We start from the raw sequence: 24,976 nt of genomic DNA on the forward strand, positions 1-24,976 counted from the left end.
TTTACTCGTTCTGAGCTTCTTCATTCCCTGCATCTTCGCGAATTTCTACCTTGGCAGGGGGGATCTCTTTAGTGTCGGGTGTGAAACTGTCGATAGAATACAATACTTGACTAGCAGAGCTGTAAGTCCACTGAGAAACCTTCTCTTGGAAGACGTTATACCCAATGAAAAAGACCTGATCTTCATCTTCTTCGGTCAGAGCTTTCTCGACAACAAATCTCCACATAACAGGTTGAGACTCATCGAGTGCAAAAAGGGTATCTACAGCGTTACGCTTAAAGAAACCGACCTTCTCTGGAAGCTCATGATCATCCCTGAAAAAGCGACAAGGTACTTGACCAATCCGGAATGTCACATCCATTGCCGGACTGGCGAGAGATAGCCAATCGTACTGAGCGCTCAAACACATATCGATAAGCATATTGCGGGAGCGACCAAAAACAGCTGTCTCTCGCGTATACGTATCATCATAATGTGAGTCCATCTCGCGGATTGTGTTGAAGCGGATGTCTAGGAGTTGCTCAGCAATGACCGCCAGGCGCTCATCGGTCAGCTCTGGATAAAACGAGGATGGGTGAGGATGAGTCATAAGCGTTCCTGGCAGATTTGCAGTTTTGTCAACCAAAGAATCTGACAAAAACCGGGTTTTGTCAACCTGCCGCTGGCCAGGCCGAAAATGCAGCAAAAGAGGCTCTAGAAGGGCAGCCCTAATGACTGCCGGCAAGCTCTAGGGACATGCCTTGGCCGGTCGTGCACGACGATATAAGCGAGGATCTCGGACATCGAACTCGCCAAGCTCTTCACGGAGAATCGCCACGTCATGCGGGGCCTCTATTGAGAGCCTGACGAGGCCGCGGCGAATGTCGCGGATTTCGATCATGATCCCCGCGGGATGAAGTTGCTCAGGATTTTGATTGGATAGGTATCGCGTTCAACGTGGATAAAAGACGTTCGTTTTCAAGGCGAGTTAGGACTGGGTGATGCATCGAGGCCATCCTTGGTGTGCGATAAAGAGAGCCTGAGCCTGGACAACGCACAAGCCAATGGCGAGGTACAAGCGTCGAAAATGTGTCGAAATCACTGTGCCGGATAGGCACGTAGTGAGACGGTCCAGAGTGCTGAGGCCCCAGAGTGAGCGGGTTTGAGACGCAACGACACCGCAAAAATAGGGTTCAAATCCCTATCTTCCCGCCATTCATAGAAAGCCCCTGAAATCCTCGGATTTCAGGGGCTTTTGCGTTTCTGGCAGGGCATGGGGATGCCGTGCATGCGCTTGTCGCGGTTTTCTGTGTCTGTTTTGCTGTTTATTTGCTATTTTTGTATCAAACGAACATCAGGAGGGCGCCATGAGTGCACTCAGCAAGCCCGGTGTCGACGCCGAAGCCGTCCTGCTCAAGGCCCTGCTCAATACCCGTGAGCAGCTGGGGCTGACCCAGCAGGAGCTGGCCGCTATCGTCGGGGTCAACCGTTCCGCCATCAGCCGCTGGAGCGACAGCGGTGGCCTGCGTCCGCAGAGCAAGACCGGTGAGCTGGCGCTGCTGCTGATCCGCATCTACCGCGCCCTGTTCGCCCTGTTCGGTGGCAATCTCGAGGACATGCGCCACTTCCTGCGTACCGAGAACCGGCATCTGGCCGGCGTGCCATTGCAGCAGATGAGCCAGGTGCAGGGGCTGGTGCGTGTGGTGGAGTACCTCGACGCCATTCGCGGCAAGGTCTGAGCCTTCTTTTCCCGTTATCCGCCGTGGCGGATTGAGCGAGTCCCGATATGGATATCTGGCAGGCCTGCGCCGGCGCAGAGCAGATGATTCCCCTGCGTGGTCGCCTGGTGCGGCTGGTGGAGAATCAGGAACAGGTGGCCACCTTGCAACTGGTGGAAAGCCTGGAGGAGCAGGCGCTGCTCGAGCAACTGCTGGAGACCAGCAAGCCACCACTGCCGCCCAGTGCCGAACCCCTGCATTATCTGTTGCACACGCCGTTCCGCTACCCGCCGCTGCGCTGGGGCTCACGCTTCGGCCGGCGCCACGAGCCAAGCCTGTTCTATGCCGCCTGCCGGCTGGAGACGGCCATGGCGGAGACCGCCTTCTATCGCTTCGTGCTCTGGCACGGCATGGTCGAGCCGCCACCGAGCGGGCGGATTGTTTCCGAGCATTCCTCTTTCGAGGCGCGCTATCAGGTGGAGCGCGGCATTCGCCTGCAGCTGCCGCCTTTCGATCGTCATCGCGAGGCGCTCACCCTCCGCAGCGATTACCGCGCCACCCAGGCTCTGGGCAGCGCCATGCGCGAGGCGGGGGTGGAGGCCTTCGAGTACCCCTCGGCGCGCTGCCCGCAGGGCGGCAACAACGTCGCGCTCTATGCCCCGGCCGCCTTTGGCGAGAAGCGCCCGCGCAACCTGCAGCCCTGGTTGTGCGAAACCACCGCCGGCTATGTGGCGTTCAAGAGCGCGCAGGCGCCGGACACGCCGCGCCTGTTCGCCCTGGACCTGTACCTGCTGGATGGCGTGCTGCCGCAGCCAGCCTGATTCAGTGCTGGTGCTCGGCGGCGGGCGCGTCCCTCTGCACGGCCACCTCGACCTCGATGTCGCCGGCCTTCTCGAAGCGCAGGGTCAGCGGGAAGCGCTCGCCGTCCCTGGGCTGTTGGCGTACGCCGAACAGCATGACGTGATAGCCCATGGGCGCGAACTGCACCTCGGCGCCGGCCGGCACGCTCACGGCCTGGACCTGCTGCATCTTCATCAAGCCATTCTGGTGCAGGTGCTCGTGCAGTTCGGCCTTCTGCGCCAGCGGGCTGCTGACGCCGATCAGGCGGTCGGCCGCGCCGCGATTGTGCAGGACGAAGAAGGCCGCGGCATTCGGCGCGCTGGGTGGCATGGCGCGCGCCCAGGGGTGGTCGATGTGGATCTGCCCGGCGCTGTAGTCGTGGGCCTGGGCCAGCAGCGGCGCCAGTAGCAAGGCGGCCAGCAGCAGAAGTTTGGATGGGTGCATGAGGGTTCTCCTCGTCGGGATAGGTGTGCCGAATCTGCGCGCGCCAGGGGCTGCGCTCGGTATGGTCGGCGGGTGTCCGGGGCGGCGGCGAATGGGTGGGGATGATCAGTGTGCCGGTGAGGCGCGTGGATTGGCCGAGGGCCAGCAGTGGCGCGGTGACGCCCGGTGTGGCAGTGCGCGCCGCGGGCCCAGGCCCGCCCGGGGCTGCAGCAGCCAGGCGAGGGCGAACAGCAGGCCCAGGCAGACCAGCGCGCTACCGCTCAGGGCACAGCTGAACGGGGTACCCGCGGAGGCGGAATCCAGGTCGTCGGCGAAGCCCGCCCCGTGATGGCCGTCGGTGGAGCAAAAGAGGCCGCTGCCGCTCAGCTGCAGTCCGCTGGACTGGCCGTGGGCGATGGCGCAGGCAGCCAGGTTGCTCAGGATGCACAGGCAGAGCATCCAAGCGGTGGCGGCGCGACGTGACGGACTGAGGTTCATGGGCAGCGACTCTAGCATCGCCGGCCAGCCGGCAGAATCCCCCCGGGCTGTGCCCGGATGCCGCAGCAGAGCGCTCCGAAACGGGGCGAAGCGCGGCCCTGAGCGGCGCACTTGTGCACAATCGCGAGGCAGCTTGTCAAGCTTCTGTCACAAAGCGGCGTAACCAGCTGATTCTGCGCGGCTATTTTTTAAGGTGTTGAAAAATAAAGAATTTTTCTGTTGGTGAAAAAAGCACCAGTTTGAGCTGGAGCCCCATTCCTTGGGGGATGGGCAAGGTTTTCACCCAGTTGTCCACGGAGTTATCCACAGCTTCTGTGGATTTTCTAGAGTCTTTGTTCTAGAGCGCCTTTTACCGTGCTTGGCAAGTCTTTACCCGGCAAAAAAAGAGAGTAGAGTGGCGCGCCCCGCAGTCAGCCAATGCTTACATGAAGTCTCGCGTCCTGCTCGCCGCCCAGCCGCAACCCGCCCCGACCACCCGCCTGCCGATCCGCCTGGCCCTGTGGCTGCTCGATCGTCCGCGCCTGGGTCATCACGCCAGTATCAAGCGCATCGCCGGGCGCCTGCTCAAGCAGCCGGCGCGCCAGGGGGTGGTCGCCGCGCAGAGTCGCCTCGGCCAGCTGCTGTGCCGTGACTGCGGCAACGCGCGTGACCGCCGCATCGGCCTGGAGCTGCTGCGCCAGGCCGCGCGCGCCGGTGACCTGCGCGCCCAGCTGGAGCTCGGCCGGCATTTCAGCCAGCCGCGCCAGCGCGAGCCGCTGCAGGCCCGGCACTGGCTGGAGGCCGCCGCGGCGCAGGGCTCGCACGAGGCGCAGCGGCAGCTGCAACGTCTCAACCCCTGAGGCGGCGCGGGTATACTGGCGGGCCTATCCGACCCGACAGCGAGCCCGCCCGTGCCTGTGTCCTTCGTTCCCGACTTGCCCAACCTGTTGCTCGGCATTCTGCTCGGCGCAGCGCCTCTGGCCGTCCTGGCCTGGCGCCTGCAGCGTGGCCTGGCGGCCCAGGCCGCCGAGCGCCTGTTGCAGGAGGAGCGCCTGAGCCAGCTGCGCCTGGCCCACGACGGACTCGCCGCCCAACTCGACGGAGCCCTCGACGACCTGCGCAGCCAGCAGCAGGAAGGCGCCCGCCAGCAGGCCGAGCTAGCCGCCCTGCGCCGCGAGAGCGAGCTGCTCGGCCGCGAGCGCCTGGAGGCGCAGGCCACGGCGCGGGAGTGGGCGCGCGAGCGCGAACTTAAGGAGGCCGAGCTGCGCCAGCTGGAAAGCCAGCGCGCCGCCCTGGCCGCCGAGCTGCGCGAGCAGCAGGAACACCAGCAGCAGCGCCTGAGCGATCTGCAGAACGCCCGCGACGAGCTGCGCGCGCAGTTCGCCGAGCTGGCCGGGAAGATCTTCGACGAGCGCGAGCAGCGCTTCGCCGAGACCAGCCAGCAGCGCCTGGGCCAGCTGCTCGACCCGCTCAAGGAACGTATCCAGGCCTTCGAGAAGCGCGTCGAGGAGAGCTACCAGAACGAGGCGCGCGAACGTTTCTCCCTGGCCAAGGAACTGGAGCGCCTGCAGCAGCTCAACCAGCGCCTGGGCGACGAGGCGACCAACCTGACCCGCGCCCTCAAGGGCCAGAAGACCCAGGGCAACTGGGGCGAACTGGTGCTCGAAAGGGTGCTGGAGCACGCCGGCCTGGAGAAGGGCCGCGAGTACCAGACCCAGGTCAGCCTCAAGGGCAGCGATGGCGAGCGCTTCCAGCCGGACGTGCTGATCCAGCTGCCCGGTGACAAGCAGGTGGTGGTCGATGCCAAGGTCAGCCTCACCGCCTACCAGGCGCTGGTCGCCGCCGAGGACGAGGCGGCGCGCGCCAGTGCCCTCAAGCAGCACGTGCTGAGCCTGCGCAGCCACCTCAAGGGCCTCTCGGTGAAGGACTACCAGCGCCTGGAGGGCCTGCACAGCCTGGATTTCGTGCTGCTCTTCGTGCCCATCGAAGCGGCGTTCGCCGCCGCCCTGCAGGCCGACCCGGGGCTGTTCCAGGAGGCCTTCGAGCAGCATGTGGTGATCGTCAGCCCGACTACCCTGCTGGCCACCCTGCGGGTGATCGACAGCCTGTGGCGCCAGGAGCGGCAGAGCCAGAATGCCCGCGACATCGCCGAGCGCGCCGGGCAGCTGTACGACAAGTTCGTCGCCTTCATCGCCGATCTGGACGAGATGGGCGGGCGCTTGCAGCAGCTGGACAAGGCCTACGCGGCGGCGCGCAACAAGCTGTGCGAGGGCCGCGGCAACCTGATCAACCGGGTCGAGAACCTCAAGCTGCTCGGCGCGCGTGCCAGCAAGAGCCTGCCGGCCGAGCTGATCGAGCGCGCCGCCGGTATGCCGCAGCTGGACGAGGCGGGCGACTAGCTCAGCAGCAGCGCCGCCAGGCCCAGCAGCAGGCCCAGGGCCATCACCGGCAGGGTGCGCAGGGCCAGTTCGCGGCCGCCGAGCAGGGCGATCAGCGCGGCCTTGACCAGGCTGTTGCTGAGGGCCGCCAGGTAGATGCCCTGCACGGCCAGCTCGCTGCTCATGTCGCCCTTGGCGCTGCGCGCCAGCGACAGGGTGATGGCATCCACGTCGCTCAGGCCGGACAGGATAGCCACGCCCCACACGCCGGCATCGCCGAACCAGGCGCGTGCTGCCTCGATCAGCAGCAGGATCAGTGCCAGCAGGGCGGCGAAGCGCAGGGCCGGGCCGAGCTCGAAGGGGTTCTTCAGCGGCGGCTCGACCACTTCCTGCAGCTCGTCGCCGGCGATGCGGTAGAACACCAGGGCTCCCGCGGCGTACACCAGCCCGGCCAGGCCCAACGGCAGCAACAGGTGCGGCAGTAGCTCGGCGTTGACCAGGCCGACCTCCAGCAGCACGCGCGGGAACATCAGTGCCGAGGTGGCCAGCAGTGCGCAGGTCAGCAGGGCGCGCAGCTGGCGGCCGTCATGCAGGCGCGAGAGGGTCATGGTCATGGCAGTGGAGGAGACGATGCCGCCGAGCAGGGCGGTGACCAGCAGGCCATGGCGGGTGCCGACCACGCGGATGGCCACGTAGGCGGCGAAGCCGATGGCGGCGATCAGCACCACCATCCACCACACCGCGTAGGGGTTGAAGGCCTGCCAGGGGCCGTAGCCCTGGTTGGGCAGCACCGGCAACAGCACTAGGGAAATGAACAGCAGCTTCAGCGCGCCGGACAGTTCGGCCTCGGAGAGGCGGCGCAGGCCACTGTGCAGCGGCTCCTTGAGGCTCAGCAACAGGGCCACCACCACCGCGCCGGCGGCTGCCAGGCTGCGTTCGTGGGCCAGCGCCAGGCTGCCGAGCAGGAAGGTCAGCAGCAGGGCCACTTCGCTGGTCAGCCCCAGGTCGCCGCTGCGCCTGACTTCGCCGATGTAGCCGGCCAGGGCATGCAGGCCGACCAGCACGGCGATGGTGATCCAGGCGGCCGCGCCAAAGTGGCTGCCGAGCAGCGCCGCCAGGCCGCCGAGCAGGCCGACCAGGCCGAAGGTGCGGATGCCTGCCACCAGGTGCGTGTCGTCACTGTCGCGGGCGCGCCAGCCGCGCTCGGCGCCGATCAGCAGGCCGGCGGCGAGGGCGGTGGCAAGGTTGAGGGCAAGTTCGACGGCGGGCGACATCGGCGTTCCTTCGACGGGCTGATGGCCGCAGTCTAGCCCGCCGCACCGGCCTTTCGCTTGCCTCAGATCAGGCTACGTCGACCAGCACCACTTCGCTGTCCTCCAGGGCGGTGACGCGCACCACCTCCTCGCCGGCGATGGCCACGCCGTCGCGCTCGTCCGCCGCCACGCCGTTGACCTCGATGCGCCCCTTGGCCGCCACCAGATAGCCCTTGCGCAGGCGGCCCAGGGGGTACTCGGCGCTCTGTCCGGCGGCCAGGGTGGCGGCGGCCATGCGCGCGTCGGCGCGGATGCGCAGGGCATCCTCGTCGCTGGCGTGGCCGCTGGCCAGGACCACGAACTGGCCGGCGCGCTCGCCGCGCGGGAAGGGCTTGGCGCCCCAGGAGGGTGCCTCGCCCTGCTGGTCGGGGATGATCCAGATCTGGAAGATCTTGGTGGTGACGTCCTCCAGGTTGTACTCGGAGTGGGCGATGCCGGTACCGGCGCTCATCACCTGCACGTCACCGGCCTCGGTACGGCCCTGGTTGCCCAGGTTGTCGCGATGGCTGATGGCGCCTTCGCGGACGTAGGTGATGATCTCCATGTCGTGGTGCGGGTGCGGCGGGAAGCCCGAGCCTGCGGCGATCTCGTCGTCGTTCCAGACGCGCAGGCGGCCCCAGTTGACCCGCTGCGGGTCCTGGTACTCGGCGAAGGAGAAGTGATGGCGGGCGTTGAGCCAGCCGTGGTTGGCATGGCCGAGGGTGGCGAAGGGGCGGACTTCGATCATGGCGAGACTCCAGTGACTGCAGCGCGGCAGTGCGGTGCAGGAATGGCTGCATGATCTATCGATTTATAGCTGAATAAAAGCGCAAAAAATCCAGTTTATAAATCTACTAATTAGATTGGTTTGGGCCGTGCCAGGCAGGCACGGCCCAAACCCAGGCCTTCGCAGCTTACAGGCGCGGGTAGTCGATGTAGCCGACCGGGCCCTGGGCGTAGAACAGCTCGGGGCGCGGCTCGTTGAGCGGGGCGTCCTGGGCCAGGCGCTCGACCAGGTCGGGGTTGGCGATGAAGGGGATGCCGAAGGCCACGGCGTCGGCCTTGCCTGCGGCCAGCCAGGCGTTGGCCTGCTCCTTGGTGAAGCGCTCGTTGGCGATCACCAGGCCGCCGAACTGCTCCTTGAGGTAGGGCGTCAGGCTGTCCTCACCTTCCTTCTCGCGGGTGCAGATGAAGGCCACGCCGCGCTTGCCCAGCTCGCGGGCCACATAGCCGAAGGTCTCGCGCGGGTTGGCGTCGCCCATGTCGTGGGCGTCCTGGCGCGGTGCCAGGTGCACGCCGACGCGGTCGGCGCCCCACACCGAGATGGCGGCATCGGTGACTTCCAGCAGCAGGCGCGCGCGGTTCTCCACGGAGCCGCCGTACTGGTCGTTGCGCTGGTTGGTGCTGCTCTGCAGGAACTGGTCGAGCAGGTAGCCGTTGGCGCCGTGGATCTCCACGCCGTCGAAGCCGGCGGCCTTGGCATTCTCGGCGCCGTGGCGGTAGGCCTCGACGATCTCGGCGATCTCCTCGGTTTCCAGGGCACGCGGGGTGACGAATTCCTTGATCGGGCGCACCAGGCTGACATGCCCGGCTGGCTTGACGGCGCTCGGTGCCACTGGCAGCTCGCCGTTCAGGTAGACGGGGTCGGAGACCCGGCCGACGTGCCACAGCTGCAGGAAGATGCGCCCGCCGTTGGCGTGCACGGCGCGGGTGATGTTGAGCCAGCCGCGCACCTGGTCCTCGGACCAGATGCCGGGGGTGTCCGGGTAGCCCACGCCCATCGGCGTCACCGAGGTGGCTTCGCTGAGGATCAGGCCGGCCGAGGCGCGCTGCACGTAGTACTCGGCCATCAGCGCGTTGGGCACGCGGCCTGCGTCGGCGCGGCAGCGGGTCAGCGGGGCCATGATGATGCGGTTGGGCAGCTCCAGGCTGCCGAGCTTGAGCGGATCGAACAGGGTGGTCATGGTGCGGTCTCCAGTGGGTCAGTCGAGCAGAGGTTCGGCGGCAGGGATGCTGCCGAGGGAAGTCGTGAGCAGGGCGGCGAGCAGCGCCAGGGCGGCCAGCGCGGCGGCGGCCAGGGGCACACTGGTGAGGCCCAGGCCCTGGCTGATCACCAGGCCGCCGACCCAGGCACCGAGGGCATTGCCCAGGTTGAAGGCGCCGATGTTGAGGGTGGCCACCAGGTTGGGGGCGGCTTGGCCGAAGTTCATCACGTTGACCTGCAGGGCCGGCACGGCGGCGAAGGCGGCCATGGCCCAGAGCAGCAGGTTGATCTCCAGCGGAACCAGCAGTGGGCTGCTCCAGCGCACCAGCGAGGAGAGGATCGCCAGGGTCAGCAGGATGCCGGCCAGGGCGGTGGCCAGGTTCCAGTCGGCCAGGCGGCCACCGATCAGGTTGCCCAGGGTCAGGCCGACGCCGATCAGCAGCAGGGTCCAGGTGATGCCGCGCGGCGACACACCGGTGACCTCGCCGAGCAGCGGGGCGATGTAGGTGAACAGGGCGAATACGGCGGCGGAGAACAGCACGGTGGTGCTCAGCGCCAGCCACAGCCCGGCGCCGCGCATGGCGGCCAGCTCGCCGCGCAGGTCGGCCGGCTCCTGCTGCTGATTGTTCGGCAGCACGCGCCACAGGCCGATGAAGGCGATCACGCCGATCGCGGTCACCGCCCAGAAGGTCGAGCGCCAGCCGGCGTATTGGCCCAGCGCGGTACCCAGCGGCACGCCGAGCACGTTGGCCAGGGTCAGGCCGGTGAACATCAGGGCCACGGCCGAGGCCTTGCGGTTCTCCGGCACCAGGCTGGCGGCGACCACCGAGCCGATACCGAAGAAGGCGCCATGGCAGAGCGCGGTGACCACCCGTGCGACCATCAGCAGCTCGTAGTCGGCGGCAGTGGCGCACAGCAGGTTGCCGATAACGAAGATGCCCATCAGGCCGAGCAGGGCCAGCTTGCGTGGCCAGTTGGCGGTGACCAGGGCCATGAACGGCGCGCCCAGGGCCACGCCCAGCGCGTAGCCGGTGACCAGCCAGCCGGCGCCGGGGATGGACACGCCGAGGTCAGCGGCCACCTCGGGCAGCAGGCCCATGATGACGAATTCCGTGGTGCCGATGGCAAACGCGGACAAAGCGAGGACGAGAAGCGGTAACGGCATGGGGCCGGCTCCTGAAACGAATCGGTGATGGAAGGGCCCGTCGTGCCGGGCAGGGCTCAGAGTTGTTGGTCGAGGCTTCTCAGGAAGGCCTGGATGACGGCCTCGTTACGCTTGAAGAAGCTCCACTGGCCGACCTTGCGGCTGCTGATCAGGCCGGCACGCTGCAGCGTCGCCAGGTGCACCGAGACGCTCGACTGGGACAGGCCGCAGCGCTCGAACTTGCCGGCGCACACGCCCAGTTCCAGCGGGTGGTCCTGGTCGGCGAAGTGCTTTTCCGGCTCCTTCAGCCACTGCAGGATTTCGCGGCGCACCGGGTGGGCCAGGGCTTTGATGATTTCGTCGAGGTCGATGGAGTCGGACATGGCGGCGGACTGCGCGTATCGGATTGAGGCGAACTGTATATCGGGCTTTCCCGATACGCAGATCGTTTGTTCCGATAGCGACTATCGACGCTGCTGATGGGCAGGCCGCGAGCCTGCGCGTGGCTCGCGGCCGGGGTGGGTCATTCGGACAGCGGCTCGAACTCGTCCTTCACCCGGATCGCGCAGTCCGGGCAGGCGAAGTCGTCCGGCAGGGCGTCCCACGGCGTGCCAGCCGGGTAGCCCTGGTGCGGCTCGCCACGGGCCTCGTCGTAGCAGTAGCCACATTCCGGGCAGCGGTAGCGGCTCATGCGGCGTGCTCCTGCAGGCCGTAGCGGCGCATCAGGCGCTCGCGCAGGCCCGGCTGGAAGTTGATGCGTGCCGCATCGCCCTGTACCGCCGCGATCAGCCGCGGGTTCATCAGGCGGAACCACAGCGGCGGCACGTAGGCCAGCAGGTACATGCCGAAGTAGCCGCTGGGCAGGCGCGGCAGATCGGGGAAGTTGCGCAGCGACTGGTAGCGCCGGGTCGGGTGGGCGTGGTGGTCGGAATGGCGCTGCAGGTGGAACAGCGCCCAGTTGGAGAACAGGTGGTTGCTGTTCCACGAATGGTGCGGCTGGCACACCTCGTAGCGGCCATTTTCCAGCTTGCGCCGCAGCAGGCCGTAGTGCTCCAGATAGTTGGCCGAGGTCAGCTGGAAGGCGCCCCAGAACGCGCTGAGCAGCAGGAACGGCAGGATCTGCCAGCCCAGCGCGGCCACCAGCGCGCCGTACAGCGCCAGGCTGATCAGCGCCGGCTGCAGCACTTCGTTGTCCAGGCTCCAGGGACTCTTGCCGCAGCGCGCCAGGCGTTCCCGCTCCAGCTGCCAGGCACGGCGGAAGCCGCCCGGCATCTCGCGCAGGACGAAACGGTAGATCGACTCGCCCATACGCGACGAGGCCGGGTCGACCGGCGTCGCCACATCGCGGTGATGGCCGCGGTTGTGTTCGATGTAGAAGTGCCCGTAGCAGGCCGGCGCCAGCGCCAGCTTGGCCAGCCAACGCTCCAGGGTGCTCTTCTTGTGGCCAATCTCGTGGCCCAGGTTGATGGCGAAACCCAGGCCGCCGCCGGTGTTGATGATCATCGCCAGCAGGCCGGTTGCGCTCAGCGGCTGGCTGGCGACGAATACGCAGATGGCGATGAACGAGGCCCACAGCACCGGCACCAGCAGGTAGGTGATCCAGCGGTAGTAGGGATCGGCTTCCAGCGCCGGCACTTCGGACTCCGGCGGGTTGCTCGGGTCCTCGCCGATCAGTGCGTCCAGCAGCGGGATGCCGAAATAGAAGAACAGCGGCGACAGCCACAGCCAGAGTTCGCTGGGCGACACCAGCAGGTACAGCGCCGGGCCGATCAGCCCGAGGATGGGAACGAACAGCGACAGCAGCCACAGTGGGCGCTTGTGATCACGGTAGGGCAGGGCGATTTCCATGTTGTTCTCTCCGAGGTTCTACGACCTGTGGCCAGCATGGACCGCATTGGTGTTGCGCAGAACCGTTGAGATGGGCAGAAAATCGTCATATGGTGACAGTCGAGCCCCGCGCCGGAAGCCGCCATGGAACCCAGCCTCGTCCCGCTGCAACCCTGCCTGCACCCGATCTACGCCCGCCTGCTGTGCGCGGCGCTGCGCCAGCGCGGCTTTACCGAGGACGACATCCTCAGCGGTACCGGGCTGGACTGGCAGCACCTGCACCGCGACAACCGCCCGCTCAACTTCGCCCAGGTGCAGCGCCTGGTGCGCCGCGCCATCGTGCTTACCGACTGTCCCTGGCTGGGCCTGGAGGTCGGCTGTGCCACGCCGGTGTCGGCCCATGGCCCGGTGGGCTACGCCGCGGCGTTGTGCCCGGACCTGCGTGGCGTGCTGCAGGTGCTGGAGCGCTTCAGCGTGCTGCGCCTGTCCAGCCTGCGCCTGTCGGGGAGCGAGGAGGGGGAGCGCTATCGCATTCGCGTCGACGAGCTGTTCGACCTGGGCGATGTGCGTGAGCACATCCTCACCAGCCTGGCCGGGGTCTGCCTGCGCCTGCTCGAGGCGGTGTGCGGCGGCCTGCCGGAAGGCCGCCTGGAGTTCGCTTTTCCTTTCGCCGAGCCGCCCTGGGGCGCGCGCTACCGCGAGCTGCTGGGGCCACACGTGAGCTTTGCCGCCGAGGCCTGCAGCGTCTGCCTGCCGCTGGCCTGGCTCGACCGACCGAGCCTGAGCGCCGACGCCCAGGCCGCGCGCATCGCCCTGCGCGACTGCGAGCACCAGCTGCTCGGTACTCGTCATGGCGGTGACTGGACCAGCAAGGTGCAGCTGCGCCTGCTGGCCTGCAGCGGCAGCTACCCGACCCTGGAGCAGTTGGCCGAGGAGTTCCACCTGTCCGAGCGCACCCTGATCCGCCGCCTGCGCGAGGAGGGCGCCCACTACCAGCTGCTGCTCGACGAGGTGCGCCAGGAGCTGGCCTGCTGGCTGCTGCAGAACACCGAGCTGAGCGTTGAAGCGGTGGCCGAGCGCCTCGGCTATCGCGACACCAGCAATTTCAGCCGTACCTTCCGCCGCTGGCTGGGCATGACCCCCAATGCCTGGCGCAAGGCCGCGGCGTGAACTACCTGGCACACCTGCATCTGGGCGGCGATAGCCCGGCGCAGCTGCTTGGCAGCCTGTACGGCGATTTCGTCAAGGGACCGCTGGCGGGGCGCTTTCCGCCCGACCTCGAAGCGGCCATCCGCCTGCACCGGCAGATCGACGCCTTCACCGACCGCCACCCGCTGGTCGAGCAGGCGCGGGCGCGCTTTCCCGCCGAGCGGCGGCGTACTTCGGGCATTCTGCTGGACCTGTTCTTCGATCATTGCCTGGCGCGCGACTGGGCGGACTACCACGCTGAACCACTGCCGCAGTTCACTGGCCGGGTCTATGAGGTGCTGGCGGCCCAGCGCGAACTGCCCGAGCGCCTGGCCTACATCGCCCCGCGCATGGCGGCGCAGGACTGGCTGGGCAGTTACCGCGAGTTCGCCGTGCTGGAGCAGGTCATCGGCGGCATGAGCCGGCGCCTGTCGCGGCCGCAGCTGCTGGAGGGTGCCATGCTGGAACTGGAGCGCCTGTACCAGCCGCTCAGCGATGACTTCCGCGCCTTTTATCCCGAGCTGCAGGCATTCGTCGCCTCAGCTGGCGTTGCGCGTCGCCCCTGAGTCACGCCAGGGCAGCGGGTGGGGGGCCTTGAGGCGGGTCTCCAGAGTGGCGATGAACTCCAGCGCCTCGCGTTCACTGCGGAAGCTGACGCCGTGCTGGTCCAGGCAGACCTGCCAGCGTGGGCCATTGGCGGTGCTGAGTTGGCGGATACGGATGTCCATGGCAGACCTCCAGAGAAAACCGGAATCTGCAGTGTAGATGGCACGGATCAGGCTTCCATGACCTGGATCAACCGACCGACTGATGGTCGCTGTGTAGCCAGTGCACCAGTTGCACGGCGCTCAGCGGACGGCTGAACAGGTAGCCCTGACACTGCTCGCAACCGAGCTGGCGCAGGGCGCGCAGTTGCTCGGGCGTCTCCACCCCCTCGGCCAACACGCGCAGCTTGAGGTTGCGTGCCAGGCCGATGATGGTGGCGACTATCTCCAGGTTGGCCTGGTCCTCCGGCACGCCACGCATGAAGCTCTGGTCGATCTTCAGCTTGTCCAGCGGAAAGCGTTGCAGGTAGGCCAGCGACGAGTAGCCGGTGCCGAAGTCGTCGATCGCCAGCTTCAGGCCCAGCGCCTTGAGCGCCGCCAGGCTGGCCTGGGCCTGTTCGACGTTCTCGATCAGCGCGCCCTCGGTGATCTCCAGTTCCAGGTACTCGGGTGGCAGACCGCTGTCATGCAGGGCCTCGCGCACCTGCTGCAGCAGGTCGGCCTGGCGGAACTGGCGTGGCGACAGGTTCACCGCCAGGGTCTGCAGCGCCACGCCCTGCTGGCGCCAGAACTGCATCTGCCGGCAGGCCTCGCGCAGCACCCAGGTGCCGATCGGCACGATCAGCCCGGTCTCCTCGGCCAGCGGGATGAACTGCGCCGGCGACACCATGCCCTCGCTGCTGTGCCAGCGCAGCAGGGCCTCCACGCCGATGGCGCGGCCGCTCTCGGCGTCCACCAGCGGCTGGTAGTGCAGCAGCAGTTCGTTGCGCTTGAGCGCCTGGCGCAGGCGGCCCTCCAGGGTCAGGCGGGTGTGCGCCTGGTGGGTCAGGCCCTGGGTATAGAAGCGGAAGGTGTTGCGCCCCTCCTGCTTGGCCTGGTGCAGGGCGCTGTCGGCGTTGCGCAGCAGGTCGTCGCCGGACAAGCCGTCGTCCGGGTACAGGCTGATGCCGATGCTGGCGCTCAGGTAGGCCTCGCGACCGCCGTTGCCCAGCGGCAGCGGGCGCTCCAGCAGCTCGATCAGGGTGCGCGCGATGGTGGCCGCCTCTTCGGGGCGCTGCAGGTTCTCCAGTACCACGAGGAATTCGTCACTGCTCAGCCGCGCCAGGGTGTCCTCGTTGCGCAGGCGCTGCTGCAGGCGACGGGCCACGGCCACCAGCAGCTCATCGCCGACCTTGTGGCCGAGGCTCTCGTTGATGGTCTTGAAGTTGTCCAGGTCGAAGTACAGCACCGCCACCCGTTCGTTGTGCCGCTGCGCATGCTCCAGGGCATGGTTGAGGCGCTCCATGGCGTACAGGCGGTTGGGCAGGTCGGTGAGGGTGTCGAAGTGCGCCAGGTGGGCCAGGCGCTCCTGGCTGTCGCGGTACTGGCTGAGGTCGGTGAAGGTCAGCACGTACTGCGGCTGCTGCGGGTCGCAGTCACGCACCTGGCTGACGGTGAGCCAGAAGGGGAAGCGCGAGCCATCCTGGCGCCGGCTGCTCAGTTCGCCTTGCCAGTGGCCGCTGTCCTGCACCTTGCGCCATAGGGTGCGGTAGCGGGTGCGGTCCAGATCGCTGCCGGGCAGCAGCGGCAGGCGCCGGCCGAGCACTTCCTGCTGGCTCAGCCCGGTGATGCTGGTGAAGGCCGGGTTGCTGGTGAGGATGCGGCGCTGGGCATCGACCACCACCACGCCTTCCTGGGTGCTCTCGAACACCGTGGCGGCCTGGCGCAGGGCCTGTTCCTGCTGCTTGCGCAGGCCGATGTCCTCGACCACCGAGATGAAGTAGTGCGGCTCGCCATTGGTGTGGCGCACCAGGGTGGCGCTGAGGTTGGCCCACAGTGTGCTGCCGTCGCGGCGCACATAGCGCTTCTCCATGTTCAGGCGGGACAGTTCGCCGCTCAGCAACTGCTGGGTCAGGCCCAGGTCGTTCTGCAGGTCGTCCGGGTGGGTGACGTCCTGGAAGGTCAGCTGGATCAGTTCCTCGCGCGCGTAGCCGAGCATCTGGCACAGGCGCTGGTTGACCCGCAGCCAGTGGCCGTCCGGTGCCAGGTGGGCGATGCCGACGGCGGCCTGCTCGAAGGTGGCGCGAAAGCGCAGCTCGCTCTGCAGGCGTTCGCTGTCGCGCTGCTGCTGGCGCACGGCGAGGCCGGCCAGGCGGGTGAACTCGACCACCAGGGCGATGTCGTCGGCCGAGGGGCGGGTCACCCGCCGGTGGTAGATGCCGAACACGCCGAGCACATCGCCCTGGTCGTTCTTGAACGGTAGCGACCAGCAGGCGCGCAGCCCGGCCAGGCGGGCGACCTCGCGGAACTCGAGCCAGTACGGGTGCTCGCGGATGTCCTCGACCACGGTCAGCTCGCCGCTGGCAGCGGCGTGCCCGCAGCTGCCAACACCGAGCCGCGCGGCGCTGCCATCGACCTGCTCGACGTACTGGCCGGGCAGGCTGGGGGCGGCCAGCACGCGCAGGCGGCCCTGCTCCAGGCGCATGATCGAGACCAGCATCTGCGGGTTGATCTGCTCCAGGCGCCGGGCCATGTCGCCCAGGCTCTCCTGCAGCGGGCGCTGCGCCAGCATGCGGTCCAGCACGGCGTTGCGCGCCTCCTGCAGGGCCTGGCTGTGGCGCCGTTCCTGGATATCGCTGAGGCTGCCGCGCAGGCCCGGTTCAGCGGCCGCCAGACGCAGCGATATCCAGTGCGGACTGCCGCCGGCGTCGCGCAGGCGCAGCTCGCCGAGCCAGCCGCTGGCCTGGCGCGCGAGGATGGCGGAGATCTGCTGGCCGACTTCTTCCTGGTGGTCGTCCTCGACGAAGTCGAGCAGCGGACGGCCCAGGCTTTCCTGGATGCTGTAGCCGCTGATGGTCTGCCAGGCCGGGTTGACGAAGCTCAGGCGGCCGCTGGCGTCGGTGAGGAAGATCGCCTCGTGCAGCTGCTCGACCAGTTCGCGGTAGCGTGCCTCGCTGCTCTCCAACTGCTGGTGGGCCAGGTGCTGCTGGCCCAGGTCGATGTCGACGCAGTACAGCTCCAGCTGGTTGCGCGCGTTACGCAGGATCAGGTGGCTGGAGTACACGTGCACCGCGCGGCCGTCGCGGTGCTGCAGGGTCAGCTCGGCGGCGGGGATGGCCGGGCCGCCGATCATCCAGGCGTTGATGTCGTTGACTACCTGGTTGCGCATGGGCGGCGGGATGATCAGCTCCTCCAGGCGCCGGCCCATGGCCTCGGCCACGCTGTAGCCGTAGAGCTGGGCGCTGGCCTGGTTCCAGAAGATCACCCGGCGCTCGCGGTCGTAGCCCTGCACGGCGATGCGCGGGGTCTGCTCGAACAGCTGGCGGAAGCGCTGCTCGCTCTCGCGCAGGGCCTGTTCGTCGCGTTTCTGCCCGCTGATGTTCTGCACGCTGCCATGGGCGTGGCCGCTGCCGTCGAGGGTGCCGCGCAGCATCAGCCAGACCACCGGTTCGCTGCCCGGGCGATTGAGCCGGGCATTGACCAGCAGCGGCGTGCCGGCCTCCAGCATGATGCCGAAGGCACGCTGCACGGCGTTGCGGTCGGCCGGGTAGAGCCAGCCGAGCAGGTCGTCGAGGTGGCCGGTGTTGTCGCTGTCGGGACGGCCGAGCAGGCGCAGGGCCTCGGGCGACCAGTGCAGCTGGCCGTCGAAGTTCCAGGTGCCGAGGCCGGCATCTCGCTGGGCCTGCTGCAGCTGCAGCAGGTGCTGGCGCAGGCCGTGTTCGAGGCGTTGCTGGACCTGCTGTTCGTGCCGGCACAGGAGCAGGATCAGCAGGCCGCTGAGCAGCACGAACAGCAGACCCTTGGCGGTCTGTAGCCAGGCCAGGGTGGATTCGTCACTGACCAGCGTCTGCAGCAGGGAGTCGCTCAGCAGAATCCAGGCAACGCTGAACAACAGATAGATGGCGGCCACGCGCAGCGGCCTGGTGATGGTGGGTTGCATCCTGAACCCTCTCGGCGGTCCGGTCGATTCCCCCGGACCACTGCCGAAAGGCCGGGTCTGCTTGAGTCTAGCTGCTGTTGCTCATCCTGCCGGCGGGGCGACGGAGCGCAGTTGCTGCAGGGCCCGTTCGGCGCCTTCGTGCAGCGGTACGCCGAGTCCACGCTGGGCGTTGTCCGGCGACAGCTGGCCACCCTGCACGCTGCCGTACTGCAGCCACTGGCGGTCGAGGTCGAACAGCTGGCGCACCAGTAGCTCGACCTCGCGACTGGTCAGTTGGTCGCTGCCCAGCAGCAGGCTGCTGACCGCCAGGGTGGCCACCGGCTCGGCCTGGCCGGGGTAGCTGGCACGCGGCAGCTGATAGGCGAAGCTGCCGGGGCGCTCCTGCTGCAGGCGCGCGATGGCCGCCGGCTCCAGCGGCAGCAGGCGCAGGGCGAAGGCTTCGCTGGCGGCGCGGATGTTGTCGGCCGGGCTGCCGATCACCTGGATCAGGGCGTCCAGCCCGCCATCGCGCAGTTCCGCCAGGCCCTGCTGCAGGTCCAGGCTGGCCGCCTCGGCCAGGTCCTGTGGCTCTAGGCCGTGGGCCGCCAGCACGGCCAGAGCGGTGTGCCGCGAGGCGGAGCCGCCCTGGCCGAGGTTGACGCGCCGGCCGCGCAGGTCGGCGATGCTGCGCAGCTCGCCGTCGGCGCGCACCAGCACATGCACCGGCTCCGGGTAGAGGCTGGCCAGGGCGCGCAGGCGGTGGTTGGGGCCATCTTCGGCGAAGGGCCCGGCGCCGCTCACCGCCAGGTGCGCCATGTCGCTCTGCGACAGGGCCAGCAGCACCTCGCCGGCGCGCAGCAGGCGCAGGTTGTCGAGGCCGCCCTCGGTGTTCAGCGGCAGGATGCTCAGGCCCTGCTCGCGCAGCGCGCTGCTCATGGCCTGGGCGAAGCGCGCGTACTGCCCGGCCTGCGGGCCGCCGGCCAGCGGGTAGCCGCTGTGCAGGCGGCCGAGGCGGCCCTGGATGTTGGTCAGCGAGCGTTCCAGCTCGTCACTGATGACCTTGCGCTCGGCGCTGCCGGTGCCGCCGGGCGCCAGGTTGAGCGCGGTACTGATGGCCAGCACCAGCGCCTCGCGCGGACTGGCCGCGGCGCTGGTCTGCGGCGCCCGCGGGGCACTGAAGCCCTGCGGGACCACGGCTTGCCAGGCGCCGTCCTGCTGGCGGTAGATCAGGCTGCCGTGGGCGCGCAGCAGGTCGCCGCGCCGGTTGCCACCGCTCTCGATACCGCTGAGGCCGCGTGGGCCGGCACCCAGGGCGCTGATCAGGCTGGCCACGCCGGGCGAGTCCCAGGAGCCGAAGTCGAGGTCGCGCTCCAGGCGCAGCTCGGCATCGAAGTACACCAGCAGGCGTGCTTCGCCGGGGGCGGCATGGGCGTCGCTGGCCGAGCCGCGCCGGTGCAGCGCCACCAGGCTCAGGCTGTCGACGGGGAAGGCCTGTTCCAGGCGCTGCCGCAGGTCGGCTTCCAGGGCCTGCTGCTCGGGGCCGCGCGAGCAGGCGGCGAGCAGGGCCAGCAGGGCGATCGTGAGGATGCGCAGCATGGTTCAGCTCCCCATGCCCGGCAGCGCCAGGAATCCGGTCAGTACCAGGGCATTGATCAGGTCGATGAGGAAGGCGCCGACCAGCGGCACCACCAGGAAGGCCTGCGGCGCCGGGCCGTACTTCTGCACGATGGCCTGCATGTTGGCGATGGCGGTGGCGGTGGCGCCCAGGGCGAAACCGCAGAAGGCCGCCGACATCACCGCGCTCTCGTAGTCGCGGCCGACCGCGCGGTACACCAGCGCGCCGCCGTAGGCCAGCACCAGCACCACCTGACCCAGCAGGATCAGCAGCAGCGGGCCGGCCAGGCTGGCCACGCTGGCCAGGTTTAGCGCCATCATGGTCATGGCCAGGAACAGCGCCAGGGCCAGGCTGGAGACCAGCTCGATGGCCGCGTCGTTGAGGCGCAGGCCGACCAGGTGACCGCAATTGCGGATCAGCACGCCGAGCAGCAGGCACCAGAGGAAGCTGGGCAGGGTCACCGGCGCGCCGCTGACCAGGTCGGCCAGCCACTGCCCGGCCAGTACCGCGACCAGCACGGCGGCCAGCACCGGGATCAGGCTGGCGGAGCTGATCGGTGCGGCGTCGCCATCGGCGCTGGGCTGCGCCGCGGCGGCCTGGCCATCGGTGCCGGCCAGGGCATGGCGGCGGATCAGCCACTGCGCCAGCGGGCCACCGCAGATGCCGCCGAGCACCAGGCCGAGTGTGGCACCGGTCATCGCCAGCTCCATCACCGACTGGATGTTGTGCACCTCGGCGAAGCGCTCGGCGTAGGCTGCACCGGTGCCATGGCCGCCGACCAGGGTGATGGTGCCGCCGATCAGGCCCATCAGCGGATGCAGGTCCAGGCCCCAGGCGATCAGCAGGCCGGTGAGGTTCTGCAGCACCAGGAAGGGCGCCAGCACCAGCACGAACAGCAGCAGGCGCTTGCCGCCCTGGCGCAGCAGGCCGAGGTTGGCGGACAGGCCGACGGCGGCGAAGAAGGCCAGCAGCAGTACCGGCTTGAGGGTGACGTCGAACTCCAGGGGCAGCTCCGTGACGCTGCCGACCAGCAGCATACCGAGGGCGAACAGCAGGCCGCCGGTGATCGGGTCGGGGATGTTGTAGCGCGACAGCAGGGGGATCAGGCGGTTGACGTGGCGGCCCAGGAGTAGAACCAGCACGGTCGCCAGCAGGGTTTCCACGGGTTGCAGCGTCATCGGCGCTCCTTATCCGGATCGGCTCTGGCACGCCCGCTTGCGGGGCATGAGCAGAGCCTAGACCAGGGCGCCGGGGCTGTCTTCAGAAGCCTTCCAGAACGATCTTGCCGCGTGCCTTGCCGCTTTCCAGCAAGGCGTGGGCGCGGCGCAGGTTGGCCGCGTCGATGCGCCCGAAGTGCTCGCCCAGGGTGGTGCGCAGCACTGCGGCGTCGATCAGCTGGCCGACACGTTCGAGCAGGCGGTGCTGTTCAATCATGTCGGCGGTCTGGAACAGGGAGCGGGTGTACATGAACTCCCAGTGCAGCGACAGGCTCTTGCGCTTGAGCTGGGTCACGTCGAGCTGCGCCGGATCGTCGATCAGGGCCAGCCTGCCGCGCGGGGCCAGGGCCTCCACCAGCTGGTCGAAGTACTGGTCGGTGTGGGTCAGGCTGGCGACCCGCTCGACCTGCGCGATACCCAGAGCCTGCAACTGCGGCAGCAGCGGCTGGTTGTGATCGATCACGTGTTGGGCGCCCAGCTCGCGCACCCAGGCCTGGGTTTCGGCGCGCGAGGCGGTGCCGATGACGGTCATGCTGGTGAGCCTGCGTGCCAGCTGCACCAGGATCGAGCCGACCCCGCCGCCGGCCCCCATCACCAGCAGGCACTGGCCAGCGCCCTGGCCCTCGCGTGCGCCGAGGTGATCGAACAGCAGTTCCCAGGCGGTGATGCTGGTCAGCGGCAGGGCCGCGGCATGGGCGAAGTCCAGCGAGCCGGGCATGTGCCCGACGATGCGCTCGTCGACCAGATGCAGTTCGCTGTTGGCGCCGGGGCGGTCGATGGCGCCCGCGTAGAACACCCGGTCGCCGGGGCGGAACAGCGTGACCTCGCTACCCACCGCCCGCACCACGCCGGCCACGTCCCAGCCCAGTACCTTGGCCTGGCCGGCTTCGGGCGCCACATTGCGGCGGACCTTGGTGTCCACCGGGTTGACCGAGATGGCCCGCACTTCCACCAACAGGTCGCGCGGGCCGGGCTGGGGCACCGGCAGTTCGAGGTCGAGCAGCGCCTCGGCATGCTCGATGGGCAGGGACTGGTAGTAGGCGATGGCTTTCACGAAGTTCATTCCTCAGGGCGCAAGCGGCAGCCGGGGCGGCTGCTGTCGAGCGCATGGTGATTCATTCAATTGGCGGGAAAAATCGGCTTGCCATAGAGTTTCTTTCAACAGAATTTTGAAAGTGGAGTTGCCATGCTGCGCCTCGATGATCTCGCCCTGTTCGTGCGCACGGCCGAGCTCGGCAGCCTGTCCGCCGCCGCGCGCGAGCTGGACTGCTCGCCGGCGGTGGCCAGCGCCGCGCTCAAGCGCCTGGAGTCGCAGCTCGGCAGCCGCCTGCTGCTGCGCTCCACCCGCAGCCTGCGGCCGACCGCCGAGGGTGAGCGTTACCTGGAGCATGCGCGTGCCGCCTTGGCCAGCCTGGAGGCCGGCCGCCAGCAACTGGCCTGCGGCCGCCAGGGCCTCGGTGGGGTGTTGCAGATCGCCGCGCCCTCGGATTTCGGGCGCAACGTGCTGCTGCCCTGGCTCGACCGCTTCCAGTCCGGCCATCCGCAGCTGGCGCTGCGCCTGCTGCTCAGCGACCGGCTGGCCGACTTCTATCGCCAGCCGGTGGATATCGCCCTGCGCTACGGGGCGCCGGAGGACTCCAGCCTGGTGGCGCTGCCCGTCGCGCCGAGCAACCGCCGCGTGCTGTGCGCCTCGCCCGCCTACTGCGCGCAGCACGGCCGGCCGCGTCGGCCGGAGGAGCTGCGTGGGCATAACTGCCTGCTGTACATGCTCGGCGGTCGGGTGCACGAGCGCTGGAGCTTCACCGCGGGCAAGCGCCGTGAGGCGCTTACGGTGGCGGGCAACCGGGTCAGCGACGATGCCGATGTGGTGCGGCGCTGGGCCGTGGCGGGGCAGGGGCTGGTGTACAAGTCCTGGCTGGACGTGGCCGACGATGTTCGCGCCGGGCGCCTGGAAGTGCTGCTGGCGGACTGGCAGGGCGAACCGACCCCGCTCAACCTGATCTGCGCCCACCGCGACCAGCTCAGCGGCGCGGTGCGCCTGCTGCGCGAGTTCCTCCAGCAGCGCTGTGCCGAGCAGCTCGCCGACGCGCCCTGGTAGCCGCTAGCGCGGCCGGCAGAGCCAGTGCAGGTAGCGGCCGAGGCCGGCGAAGCTCGGGTGGCGGCGGTAGGCCAGTTCCATCTCCAGCAGGTCGGCGAGTTCGGCCTTGGCCTGGAATTCGGCCGGCATGTAGTCGTGGAATACCCGCACGCCACTGCGGCTCGCCACCGTCCAGTGCTCCGCCAGCCGGGCCGCCAGCTCGCGCGGGTCGAGCGGCTGCTGCGGGGTCAGGCTCTGTCCCTCGCCGGCGAAACGCTCCTTGCGCAGCTTGCGGAAGTGGCCCTTGAGCAGGTTGCGGTAGACCAGCGCGTCCTTGTTATAGAAGGCCAGCGACAGCCAGCCTTGGGCGGCGGTGAGCTGGTGCAGCACGGGCAGGATGGCGTGTGGCTCGGCCAGCCACTCCAGCACGGCATGGCACAGCACCAGGTCGTAGGGCTCGGTGAGCTGGCCGAGCAGGTCCTGCCAGGGCGCCTGGATAAAGGTCGCCTCCACACCGGCTTCGGCGAAGCGCTGGCGCGCGCCCTCCAGCATGGGTTCGGCCGGTTCGGCCAGAGTCACGCTGTGGCCGCGCTGGGCCAGCCACAGGCTCATGTGGCCGAGGCCGGCGCCGACGTCGAGCACCCGCAGCGGCCGTTCCGGCAGCGCTTCCTTGAGGTCGGCCTGCAGCACGGCCAGGCGGATGGCACCCTTGGCGCCGCCGTAGATCTTCTCGGCGAAACGGGTGGCGAGTTCGTCGAAATGCCGGTCGGTCATGCGAAGCGCCTCTCGCTGTCGGCCAGCTTGGCGCGCACCGCCTGCTCCAGGTCGATGCCCAGCTCGGCGCACAGCAGCAACAGGTAGAGGACGATGTCGCCGACCTCCTGACCGGCATGCTGCAGCTGCTCGGCGGAGAGCTGGCGCGATTGGTCTTCGGAGAGCCACTGGAAGATCTCCACCAGCTCGGCCATTTCCACGCTGGCGGCCATGGCCAGGTTCTTCGGGCTGTGGAAACGGCGCCAGTCGTTGTGGTCGCGAATCGCGTGCAGGCGGCGGGTGAGTTCGGCGATGTCCATGGGGCTCTCCTTCGGGGCGCATAGCTTCGGCCCGAAGCCGCCGCCTCGCAAGCCCGTCAGGCGCCTTCCCGGTCCAGCAGCGCCTGCTTGCGCGGCACGCCCCAGCGGTAGCCGGTGAGCGCGCCCTTGGCGCCGACCACCCGGTGGCAGGGCACCAGCAGGCCCAGCGGGTTGCTGGCGCAGGCACGGGCCACGGCGCGGGCGTGGCTGCCGAGCTGCTCGGCCAGCTCGCCGTAGCGCCGCGTCTGCCCCGGCGGAATCTCGCGCAGGGCCTGCCATACCCGCTGCTGGAAGGCGCTGCCGCGCAGGTCCAGCGGCAGCTTGGCGGCTCGGCTCGGCTCCTGCACCTGCTGGAGCACCTCGCGCAGCCAGTCGCGCAGGCCGCGCTGGTCGCGTCTGAGTTCGGCGGCGGCGAAGCGCTGCTGCAGCTCGGCCTCCAGCTGCGCCTCGTCGTCGCCGAACAGCAGGGCACAGGCGCCCTTGTCACTGACGGCGAGCAGCAGCAGACCCAGCGGGCAGTCGGTGATGGCGTAGCGCAGCACCTCGCCGGCGCCCCTCTGGCGGCGCCGCGCGGGGCTGAGGGCGGAAGTTTCCTCGTACAGCGCGCGGGTGCCGGAGTAGCCGGCCTCCAGCGCCGCCTGCAGCACCGTGCCGGCCTGCGGCAGGTTGGCTTCCAGGCGCTGGCGGCGCTGGGCGGCGAACCAGGCGCGCGGGGTCAGCCCGGTGCGCGCCTTGAAGGCCCGCGCCAGGTGCGAGGCGGACAGGCCGATGCGCGCCGCCAGCTGGTCGAGGGTCGGCGCCTGCTGGCTGCTCTCCAGCAGGCGGCAGGCGGCCACCACCAGCGCGTCCAGCTGCTCGGCCGGGCTCTGGCCCTGCGGCGAGCAGCGCTTGCACGGACGGAAACCGGCGGCCTCGGCGCTGGCCGCGTCGGCATGGAAGCTGACGTTGGCGCGCCGCGGCCGCCGCGCCGGGCAGCTGGGCCGGCAGTAGATGCCGGTGCTGCGTACGGCGAAGACGAACTGCCCGTCGCAGCGCGCGTCGCGCTCGCACAGGGCCTGCCAGCAGTGGTCGTGATCGAGCAT

General features: G+C 68.6%; 26 protein-coding genes. 7 read left to right on the top strand and 19 right to left on the bottom strand.

What is annotated here, in order from left to right; translation table 11 throughout:
* Window position 1 precedes the first annotated feature (1 nt).
* Together DMO17_RS06570 and DMO17_RS20030 are read right to left on the bottom strand one after the other, a co-directional pair.
* Window positions 2-589, bottom strand: a complete 588-nt coding sequence (locus DMO17_RS06570) for a hypothetical protein (RefSeq protein ID WP_110681698.1) — start codon at window positions 587-589, stop codon at window positions 2-4.
* Between the two features lie 138 nt (window positions 590-727).
* Window positions 728-880 (bottom strand): carbon storage regulator, encoded by a 153-nt coding sequence (locus tag DMO17_RS20030; RefSeq protein WP_110681699.1) that lies wholly within the window; start codon window positions 878-880, stop codon window positions 728-730.
* 466 nt (window positions 881-1,346) lie between these two features.
* Here DMO17_RS20030 and DMO17_RS06580 point away from each other — a divergent pair, with 466 nt between their 5' ends.
* Entirely contained in the window at window positions 1,347-1,718 is a 372-nt protein-coding gene (locus DMO17_RS06580; RefSeq protein WP_110681700.1) for an antitoxin Xre/MbcA/ParS toxin-binding domain-containing protein, read from the top strand.
* A 47-nt stretch (window positions 1,719-1,765) separates the two neighbouring features.
* Window positions 1,766-2,518 (top strand): RES family NAD+ phosphorylase, encoded by a 753-nt coding sequence (locus tag DMO17_RS06585; protein ID WP_110681701.1) that lies wholly within the window; start codon window positions 1,766-1,768, stop codon window positions 2,516-2,518.
* A gap of 1 nt (window position 2,519) precedes the next feature.
* Here DMO17_RS06585 and DMO17_RS06590 read toward each other — a convergent pair whose 3' ends face one another.
* Window positions 2,520-2,981, bottom strand: coding sequence for a copper chaperone PCu(A)C (locus tag DMO17_RS06590; RefSeq protein ID WP_110681702.1), 462 nt, complete (start codon window positions 2,979-2,981; stop codon window positions 2,520-2,522).
* A gap of 105 nt (window positions 2,982-3,086) precedes the next feature.
* Window positions 3,087-3,458 carry a DUF2946 family protein gene (locus DMO17_RS06595; protein ID WP_146224898.1) on the bottom strand — a complete coding sequence of 124 codons (372 nt, stop codon included), beginning with the start codon at window positions 3,456-3,458 and terminating at the stop codon, window positions 3,087-3,089.
* A 425-nt stretch (window positions 3,459-3,883) separates the two neighbouring features.
* Between DMO17_RS06595 and DMO17_RS06600 the strand changes: the two genes are divergently transcribed.
* Window positions 3,884-4,297, top strand: a complete 414-nt coding sequence (locus tag DMO17_RS06600) for a tetratricopeptide repeat protein (protein ID WP_110681704.1) — start codon at window positions 3,884-3,886, stop codon at window positions 4,295-4,297.
* 75 nt (window positions 4,298-4,372) lie between these two features.
* Complete coding sequence (locus DMO17_RS06605; protein ID WP_394335635.1) at window positions 4,373-5,836, top strand: DNA recombination protein RmuC; 1,464 nt, start codon at window positions 4,373-4,375, stop codon at window positions 5,834-5,836.
* Here the strand turns inward: DMO17_RS06605 and DMO17_RS06610 are convergent.
* The 7 genes from DMO17_RS06610 to DMO17_RS06640 all read right to left on the bottom strand — a co-directional run bounded on the left by DMO17_RS06610 (window position 5,833) and on the right by DMO17_RS06640 (window position 12,083).
* Window positions 5,833-7,089, bottom strand: coding sequence for an MgtC/SapB family protein (locus DMO17_RS06610; RefSeq protein WP_110681705.1), 1,257 nt, complete (start codon window positions 7,087-7,089; stop codon window positions 5,833-5,835). The genes DMO17_RS06605 and DMO17_RS06610 overlap by 4 nt on opposite strands.
* A 67-nt stretch (window positions 7,090-7,156) precedes the next feature.
* Window positions 7,157-7,855: a pirin family protein gene (locus DMO17_RS06615; protein WP_110681706.1), complete on the bottom strand. Its 699-nt coding sequence runs from the start codon at window positions 7,853-7,855 to the stop codon at window positions 7,157-7,159.
* Window positions 7,856-8,021: 166 nt separating this feature from the next.
* Entirely contained in the window at window positions 8,022-9,071 is a 1,050-nt protein-coding gene (locus DMO17_RS06620) for an alkene reductase (RefSeq protein ID WP_110681707.1), read from the bottom strand.
* Window positions 9,072-9,089: 18 nt separating this feature from the next.
* Window positions 9,090-10,256, bottom strand: coding sequence for an MFS transporter (locus DMO17_RS06625; protein ID WP_110681708.1), 1,167 nt, complete (start codon window positions 10,254-10,256; stop codon window positions 9,090-9,092).
* A gap of 56 nt (window positions 10,257-10,312) precedes the next feature.
* Complete coding sequence (locus tag DMO17_RS06630; RefSeq protein WP_061903675.1) at window positions 10,313-10,618, bottom strand: ArsR/SmtB family transcription factor; 306 nt, start codon at window positions 10,616-10,618, stop codon at window positions 10,313-10,315.
* Window positions 10,619-10,758: 140 nt separating this feature from the next.
* Window positions 10,759-10,926, bottom strand: coding sequence for a rubredoxin (locus DMO17_RS06635; RefSeq protein WP_110681709.1), 168 nt, complete (start codon window positions 10,924-10,926; stop codon window positions 10,759-10,761).
* On the bottom strand, window positions 10,923-12,083 hold the full coding sequence (locus DMO17_RS06640; RefSeq protein ID WP_110681710.1) for an alkane 1-monooxygenase: 1,161 nt from the start codon (window positions 12,081-12,083) through the stop codon (window positions 10,923-10,925). Before DMO17_RS06640 ends, DMO17_RS06635 begins: the two co-directional genes overlap by 4 nt.
* A gap of 123 nt (window positions 12,084-12,206) precedes the next feature.
* Here DMO17_RS06640 and DMO17_RS06645 point away from each other — a divergent pair, with 123 nt between their 5' ends.
* The gene (locus tag DMO17_RS06645) at window positions 12,207-13,232 is read left to right on the top strand and encodes an AraC family transcriptional regulator (RefSeq protein WP_110681711.1); all 1,026 of its coding nucleotides are present in this window, start codon (window positions 12,207-12,209) and stop codon (window positions 13,230-13,232) included.
* Window positions 13,229-13,816 carry an acyl carrier protein phosphodiesterase gene (locus DMO17_RS06650; RefSeq protein ID WP_110681712.1) on the top strand — a complete coding sequence of 196 codons (588 nt, stop codon included), beginning with the start codon at window positions 13,229-13,231 and terminating at the stop codon, window positions 13,814-13,816. Before DMO17_RS06645 ends, DMO17_RS06650 begins: the two co-directional genes overlap by 4 nt.
* Here the strand turns inward: DMO17_RS06650 and DMO17_RS06655 are convergent.
* From DMO17_RS06655 to DMO17_RS06675, 5 genes are all read right to left on the bottom strand, one after another.
* The gene (locus DMO17_RS06655) at window positions 13,790-13,978 is read right to left on the bottom strand and encodes a hypothetical protein (RefSeq protein ID WP_110681713.1); all 189 of its coding nucleotides are present in this window, start codon (window positions 13,976-13,978) and stop codon (window positions 13,790-13,792) included. The two genes, DMO17_RS06650 and DMO17_RS06655, sit on opposite strands and share 27 nt — an antisense overlap.
* A gap of 67 nt (window positions 13,979-14,045) precedes the next feature.
* Window positions 14,046-17,933 carry a PAS domain S-box protein gene (locus DMO17_RS06660; protein WP_110681714.1) on the bottom strand — a complete coding sequence of 1,296 codons (3,888 nt, stop codon included), beginning with the start codon at window positions 17,931-17,933 and terminating at the stop codon, window positions 14,046-14,048.
* 81 nt (window positions 17,934-18,014) lie between these two features.
* Window positions 18,015-19,508 (bottom strand): TAXI family TRAP transporter solute-binding subunit, encoded by a 1,494-nt coding sequence (locus DMO17_RS06665; RefSeq protein WP_110681715.1) that lies wholly within the window; start codon window positions 19,506-19,508, stop codon window positions 18,015-18,017.
* Between the two features lie 3 nt (window positions 19,509-19,511).
* Entirely contained in the window at window positions 19,512-20,705 is a 1,194-nt protein-coding gene (gene gltS / locus DMO17_RS06670) for a sodium/glutamate symporter (protein WP_110681716.1), read from the bottom strand.
* Window positions 20,706-20,787: 82 nt separating this feature from the next.
* A complete protein-coding gene (locus DMO17_RS06675) occupies window positions 20,788-21,798 on the bottom strand; it encodes a zinc-binding alcohol dehydrogenase family protein (protein WP_110681957.1) in 1,011 nt (336 codons plus the stop codon).
* Window positions 21,799-21,930: 132 nt separating this feature from the next.
* Here DMO17_RS06675 and DMO17_RS06680 point away from each other — a divergent pair, with 132 nt between their 5' ends.
* Window positions 21,931-22,842: a LysR family transcriptional regulator gene (locus DMO17_RS06680; protein WP_110681717.1), complete on the top strand. Its 912-nt coding sequence runs from the start codon at window positions 21,931-21,933 to the stop codon at window positions 22,840-22,842.
* Between the two features lie 3 nt (window positions 22,843-22,845).
* On the opposite strand, the gene DMO17_RS06685 is transcribed toward DMO17_RS06680, so the two are convergent.
* From DMO17_RS06685 to ada, 3 genes are read right to left on the bottom strand one after another with little or no spacing between them, the layout of a single operon-like run.
* Window positions 22,846-23,595, bottom strand: a complete 750-nt coding sequence (locus DMO17_RS06685) for a methyltransferase domain-containing protein (protein WP_110681718.1) — start codon at window positions 23,593-23,595, stop codon at window positions 22,846-22,848.
* Window positions 23,592-23,894 carry a nucleotide pyrophosphohydrolase gene (locus tag DMO17_RS06690; RefSeq protein WP_110681719.1) on the bottom strand — a complete coding sequence of 101 codons (303 nt, stop codon included), beginning with the start codon at window positions 23,892-23,894 and terminating at the stop codon, window positions 23,592-23,594. The genes DMO17_RS06685 and DMO17_RS06690 overlap by 4 nt, the downstream gene beginning before the upstream one ends.
* Window positions 23,895-23,950: 56 nt before the next feature.
* Window positions 23,951-24,976 (bottom strand): bifunctional DNA-binding transcriptional regulator/O6-methylguanine-DNA methyltransferase Ada, encoded by a 1,026-nt coding sequence (gene ada / locus DMO17_RS06695; protein WP_110681720.1) that lies wholly within the window; start codon window positions 24,974-24,976, stop codon window positions 23,951-23,953.

This window comes from Aquipseudomonas alcaligenes (assembly GCF_003205495.1).
Classification (GTDB): domain Bacteria; phylum Pseudomonadota; class Gammaproteobacteria; order Pseudomonadales; family Pseudomonadaceae; genus Aquipseudomonas; species Aquipseudomonas alcaligenes_B.